We start from the raw sequence: 6,108 nt of genomic DNA, 5'->3' as shown, positions 1-6,108 counted from the left end.
ATGTTAGATATACTATATCATAGTGTTTGTAAAGGAGGTTTTGCTATGCCAAAGGTAGCCATTATCCTTGCGGAAGGTTTTGAAGAGATGGAGGCGGTTGCACCCATTGATGTGCTAAGGCGTGCGGGTGTGGAGGTTATAATTGCTGGGCTTTCTTCCGAGCCTGTTGCCAGTGCAAGGGGTGTAAAGATAGTTCCAGATGCCACCATTGACCAGCTTAATGCGGAAGAGCTTGACCTTGTCATATTGCCCGGTGGTGCAGGTGGAGTGGAAAAGCTAAAACAAGACCCAAGGGTGGAAAGGCTCATAAAGGCTATGCAGGAAAAGAAAAAGCTCATCGGTGCTATCTGTGCAGCGCCTACCGCTTTGGCAAAGTTTGGTGTTCTTGAAGGCAAGAAGGCAACCGTGTATCCCACCCTTGTGGAAGAGATTAAGCCCGCTCAGTTTGTGGACAACCCAGTGGTAGAGGATGAGAATGTGATAACCAGTCAAGGACCAGGCACAGCCCTTGAGTTTGGTCTAAGGCTTGCAGAAAGGCTCGTAGGAAAGGAAAAGGCTAAGGAAGTGGCAAGGAGGATGTTAGTTCAATACGAATGATACAGGTTAGGGTAAAGCCAGGTGTAGAGGAAAAGATAAGAGGCTTTTTCCCTTGGGTATATAGACCAGAGATTATAGGATACTCTAAACCACCTCAAAAGGGAGACCTTGTGGTAGTAAGGGACTTTGGAGGTAAGTTTCTTGGCTATGGCTATATAAACCCTTCCGCCAACATAAGCATAAGGATACTGTCCTTTGACAAGGAAGAGCCAATCAATCAGGAGCTCATAAGAAAAAGGCTACAGCAAGCCCTTGAGTATAGAAGGAGGTTAAACATAAACAGCAACGCCTACAGGCTTGTCCACTCGGAGGGAGACCTCTTGCCCGGTCTTGTGGTGGACGTATATGGCGAATATGTGGTGGTGGAGTTTACCACCTACGGGATGAATAAGCTAAGAGACTGGGTAATTCCTGCACTTATTGACCTTTTGAAACCTAAGGGTATTTACGAAAAAACTGACGAGTATGTAGCCTCTGCGGAAGGCTTTAGAGAAAAGGGAGGTGTTATATACGGAGAAGTGCCAGAGGAGGTCATAATTTGGGAACATGACCTTGAGTTTATAGTCAACATCCCTCAGGGACAAAAAACCGGCTTTTTCCTTGACCAAAGGTGGGCAAGAAGGCTCATAAGGAGCTTTGTTCGTCCGGGGGATGAGTGTCTTGATGTTTTTTGCCATACGGGAGGCTTTGCCCTTAGTATGAAAAAGGCGGGTGCAGGGAAGGTTATAGCGGTGGATATCTCTGAGCTTGCCCTTGAAATTGCAAAGAAAAACGCAGAGCTAAACAAAATTGAAGGCATAGAGTGGATAGAGGCAAACGCCTTTGACTTGCTTAGGCAGTTTCATAAGGAAGGAAGAAAATTTGACCTTGTGGTAATAGACCCACCTTCCTTTGCAAAGAATAGAGCGTCCGTTCCAAACGCCCTGCGAGGTTATAAGGAGCTTTTAGTGAGAGGCTTGCACCTTACAAAACCCGGTGGCTACTTAGCCATATACTCCTGTTCCTTTCATATAACAAGGGAGCATCTTTTAGAAGTGCTCGCATCCGCAGGCAAAGATACAAGAAGGCAGGTTCGTATTGTGGCAGAGAGCTTTCAAGACCTTGACCATCCATGGGTCTTGCAGATGCCTAATACCCTATATCTAAAGGGAATATATGCGGAGGTGTTATGATGGAGATAAGTCAAGCCTTTATATTGGGGGTGGTGGAGGGACTTACGGAGTTCCTGCCCGTCTCCTCCACAGGACATCTTATCCTCACCGCCCATCTTCTTGGCATACCTCACAACACTTTTACCAAGAGCTTTGAGATTTCCATACAGCTTGGCTCAATACTGGCGGTGGTTTTTCTCTATTGGAGGAGGTTTCTTACAGACCTTGAGCTTTGGAAGAGGATAGCGATTGCCTTTCTACCTACAGGAATTCTCGGCTTTAGCCTCTACAAGTTCATTAAGGAATACCTTATAGGCAACGATGTGGTTGTGGTTATAGCCTTAGTGCTTGGTGGTGTTTTTCTCCTTTTTGCAGACAGGGTGTGCGAGCGTTTTTGTTATCTTGGAGATGCAAGAGAGCTCAGCTACAAAAGAGCCTTTGCCATAGGTCTCTTTCAGAGCCTTGCCATGGTGCCTGGAGTTTCAAGGTCTGCGTCCACCATAATAGGTGGCATGCTAATGGGTCTAAATAGGAAGGCGTCTGCGGAGTTTTCCTTCCTCCTTGCAGTTCCCACCATGCTTATTGCCACAGGCTATGACCTATTTAAGTCTTATGGAGAGTTTCAAAGTCAAGATTGGCAGGTGCTTTCTGTAGGCTTTATAACCGCTTTTGTCTTTGCTTTAATAAGCGTAAAGGCACTGCTTACTTTCCTCTCAAGGCACTCCTTTGTTCCCTTTGGCGTATATAGGATAGTAGTAGGCTTGGCTTACGCCTACTTTTTTCTGCTATAATTTATCTGATGAAGCTCATAGCAGGAAACTGGAAGATGAACCTCACACCCTCTGAAACAAAAGAATACATCTCAAGGTTTCTCCCTCTTGTGGAAGACATCTCAGACAGAGAAATACTCCTGTGTCCACCTTTTACATCTCTGTGCGTAGCCCATGAGCTCCTAAGGGAAAGCAAGGTCAAGCTCGGTGCTCAAAACTGCCATTATGAACAAAAGGGTGCATACACGGGGGAGATTTCTCTCAATATGCTAAAAGACCTTGGCGTTTCCTACGTGATAATAGGTCATTCAGAAAGAAGATGGATTTTTGGCGAGTCTGACGAGCTAATAAACAAAAAATTGACCGCTTGCCTTCAGGGGAACATAAGACCTGTGCTTTGTGTGGGTGAAAGGCTTGAGGAGAGAGAGGCAGGTTTAACCTTCAAGGTGGTGGAAACTCAAATAAGGCTTGCTCTTTCTGGAATAGAACACTACACGGACAGCATAGATATAGCCTATGAACCTGTCTGGGCTATAGGGACAGGAAACCCTGCCACACCAGAAGACGCCCAGCTTGTCCACGCCTTTATAAAAGACCTACTCCACCAAATAAACCCACAGCACGCAGGAAAAACAAGGGTGCTATACGGTGGGAGCGTAAACCCAAAGAACGCAGGAGGCTTCATGAAGATGAAGGACGTGGACGGCTTGCTTGTGGGTGGTGCCAGCTTAGACCCTGAATCCTTTGCTCAAATCGTAAAGTCCTTTTAAACTCAAAATAGGTATAGGAGCGTAGAGGAGAAGTATCAGGGGCAGGCTCAAGTTGGTGTTTTCTATGGTAGACCTAATAAGGTTTATAAAAAACCAATGGGCGGAGAAGGAAACAACAAGGGCAAAAAGTCCAAGTTTTAGACTTCGCCATCTTATGTAAACCCAACCCACTATAAGGCTCATAAAGAGAGGAAGAAAAGAGGTCAATGTTCGCTTTGATAGCTCGTAGGCGTATTGTCTGTAGTTTATGCCTATGCCTTTACCAAGAAGGCTAAGCACAAAAAGCTCCCTCATGGAGAGGTGCTCTGGCTTTTCCGCAAGAGGACCTATCTGAGAAAGGTCAATAAATTCAAAGGTTAGCTTTTGAAGTTTTTCTTCGCCAGTAGAGAGGTCTTTAAGGCTCGCCTCGGGAAAGTTCAAAAATTCGCCATGCCACTCTCCAGTCTCTGCGGTTGCTACTTGTGTTATAGACCCATCCTTTACCTTAAGAAGGTAAAAGCCATGCACCTTGCCAGTGGATAAGTCTACAAGCTCAAAGTTGTAAAATTCTTTTTCTCCATTTTTTTCCTGCATAAGCCACAAGTTTCTCACTATTCCCTTTTCTATCTCCTTAGCCTTTTTGTATTCCTTTTCTATGCTAAAAAGCCTTTTTTGACTTTGTGGATAGAGCCAATAACTACCAAAAAGGTTAAAAATTGAAAGGAAAAGAGAGAAAAAGATGGCAAAGGAGAAAAATCTCAAAGGTGAGATGCCAAAGCTTTGAATAAGCAAGTCTATCTTTCTCTGAAAGAGTCTCCTGAGAGCTACAAGCAAGGCAAGGGCGTTCACAAAAGCACCAGAGTAAAAAAAGGCAGTGGGAAGGAAGTTAAGAGAGTAAGATAGCACAACCTCAGGATTTCTATTCTTGAAAACCAAGAAAACCTCACCTATCATATAGGCGTATAGTATTCCTATGAGAACTACAAGTAAAAGGGTAAAGGTTTTAATGTGGTTAACTAACAGGTATCTAAAAAGCATAGGCTAAAATTTTAATATGAGAACGCCTCTCTATTCAAAACACAAAGAACTCGGTGCAAGGTTTGTGGAGTTTGCAGGCTGGGAAATGCCTCTTGAATACAAGTCCATAGTGGAAGAGGTAAGGGCGGTAAGAAGCTCTTGCGGGCTTTTTGATGTGTCTCATATGGGAAGGCTAATTATCTCCGATGGCTTTGAGACACTACAAAAGCTAACTTCCAGAGACATGGGAAGGCTAAAAGAGGGTAAGGTGCAATACAACCTGCTTTTAAACGAGCAAGGTGGAGTAAAGGATGATATAACCCTCTATAAGCTTTCTGAAAGGGAGTTTTTTATGTGCGTAAATGCGGGAAACAAGGAAAAGGTCAAAGAGTGGCTTTTGGGTTGGGGGCTTTCTGTAAGAGACATGAGCCAAGAGTGGATGCAATTTGCCATTCAAGGACCAAGGTCGCAAGAAGTCCTTAGCAAACACCTACCTGTTGGGGACATAAAATACTACCACTTTAAGGTCTTTGGAGATATGCTCCTTTCACGCACGGGATACACGGGCGAAGACGGCTTTGAGGTTTATGCACCAGTGGAGAAGGGCTTGGAGCTTTTTATGGAGCTTTCTAAAGAGTGTATGCCTTGTGGGCTTGGTGCAAGGGATGTCTTGAGGATAGAGGCGGGAATGCCACTGTATGGACACGAGCTTTCGGAGGATATAACACCCTTTGAGGCTAATCTTGACAGGTATGTAAGCCTTGAAAAGGACTTTTTGGGCAAGGACGCACTTCTACAAAGGAAGGTGGAAAAGAAGCTCTTTGGACTTGAGCTTTTGCAAAGAGGTGTGCCAAGAGAGGACTACAAGGTATTTTACAAAGACAGGGAGATAGGCTATGTAAGCAGTGGCACTTACTCTCCAACCCTGCAGAAGGGTATAGCATTATGTTTTGTCCATGTAGACCACAGAATTGATGGGCTTGAAGTGGACCTGCAAGTGAGAGATAGAAGGCTACCTGCAAGGCTTAGAAGTTATCCCTTCTTAGCTCCTCAAGGCGGATAGTTTTATCTTTTAGTTTAAACTCCACAACGCTATCACCCTTTGGCTCTCCACAGTTAACCACATATCTTACCTCTTTTTCCTTACTTAGCAACCTTAGAGGCTCTCCTTTCCAAAGACCTAAATACAAACACACAGATTTCTCCTGTGGACATTGGCAGGCTATTGAACTTTTCGGGTCTATCATATTTACTATTTGCTCCGCAATCCTTTTCCTTGAGCTCTCCCTGTTTTCCGCATAGGGGAAGAAGAAAATACTGTGTAGGAATTTTAACAGGATAACAATTAAAATGGTTATAAGGAACAGCTTTCTAAAGACTTCAACCTTGAGGGCTTTGTGAAGGTAATAGGCAAAAAGGATTGCCAAAAGTGGATAAAGTGGCATTATGTATCTGCCAGCGGAGTCGGAAACCCAATAGGGAATGTAGTTGGCTAAGAAAAGCAAGAGAAGTGCTCTTAGCTGTGGAGGAAAGTCAAGGTCTTTTCTTGCCACATACAAAGACAAAGGGAAAAGAAAACTCCAAGGTAGCGTATCTTTGAAATTTACAAGTGGGAAGAAGAGCATATGCCTTAGCCTTGAAAAATCTCCTTCTACTCTGCTAAAGCTCTCTCTCCATAGGTTTGCCAAGTATTGTATTGGCTCTGGCGTTTGAATTATCCATAAAAGCGGTATAAGAAGAGAGGGCGTATATACAAGAAGGGCATCTGGTTTAAAAACCTTCGCATAACTTTTGCTATAGAAGGCAAGGGTTAGAACAGAAATA

At 44.2% G+C, this 6,108-nt stretch carries 7 protein-coding genes; 5 read left to right on the top strand and 2 right to left on the bottom strand.

All coding sequences use genetic code 11. The features are described from left to right. Positions 1-45 precede the first annotated feature (45 nt). From WKI49_03485 to tpiA, 4 genes are read left to right on the top strand one after another with little or no spacing between them, the layout of a single operon-like run. Positions 46-597, top strand: a complete 552-nt coding sequence (locus WKI49_03485; GenBank protein ID MEJ7621565.1) for a DJ-1 family glyoxalase III — start codon at positions 46-48, stop codon at positions 595-597. Further along, positions 594-1,769: a class I SAM-dependent rRNA methyltransferase gene (locus WKI49_03480; protein ID MEJ7621564.1), complete on the top strand. Its 1,176-nt coding sequence runs from the start codon at positions 594-596 to the stop codon at positions 1,767-1,769. The genes WKI49_03485 and WKI49_03480 overlap by 4 nt, the downstream gene beginning before the upstream one ends. Beyond that, complete coding sequence (gene uppP / locus WKI49_03475; protein ID MEJ7621563.1) at positions 1,769-2,539, top strand: undecaprenyl-diphosphatase UppP; 771 nt, start codon at positions 1,769-1,771, stop codon at positions 2,537-2,539. Before WKI49_03480 ends, uppP begins: the two co-directional genes overlap by 1 nt. An 8-nt stretch (positions 2,540-2,547) precedes the next feature. Then, positions 2,548-3,288, top strand: coding sequence for a triose-phosphate isomerase (gene tpiA / locus WKI49_03470; protein ID MEJ7621562.1), 741 nt, complete (start codon positions 2,548-2,550; stop codon positions 3,286-3,288). Here the strand turns inward: tpiA and WKI49_03465 are convergent. Beyond that, complete coding sequence (locus tag WKI49_03465; GenBank protein MEJ7621561.1) at positions 3,247-4,305, bottom strand: LptF/LptG family permease; 1,059 nt, start codon at positions 4,303-4,305, stop codon at positions 3,247-3,249. The two genes, tpiA and WKI49_03465, sit on opposite strands and share 42 nt — an antisense overlap. A gap of 16 nt (positions 4,306-4,321) precedes the next feature. Here WKI49_03465 and gcvT point away from each other — a divergent pair, with 16 nt between their 5' ends. Further along, positions 4,322-5,347 carry a glycine cleavage system aminomethyltransferase GcvT gene (gene gcvT / locus WKI49_03460; protein MEJ7621560.1) on the top strand — a complete coding sequence of 342 codons (1,026 nt, stop codon included), beginning with the start codon at positions 4,322-4,324 and terminating at the stop codon, positions 5,345-5,347. Here the strand turns inward: gcvT and WKI49_03455 are convergent. After that, positions 5,310-6,108, bottom strand: a 799-nt coding sequence (locus WKI49_03455) for a glycosyl transferase (protein ID MEJ7621559.1), incomplete at its 5' end; no start/stop codon positions are given. The two genes, gcvT and WKI49_03455, sit on opposite strands and share 38 nt — an antisense overlap.

Source organism: Aquificaceae bacterium (assembly GCA_037722135.1).
GTDB lineage: Bacteria > Aquificota > Aquificia > Aquificales > Aquificaceae > Pampinifervens > Pampinifervens sericum.
The sequence above is the reverse complement of the archived record's forward strand: the minus strand, read 5'-3'. Positions and strand labels throughout refer to the sequence as shown.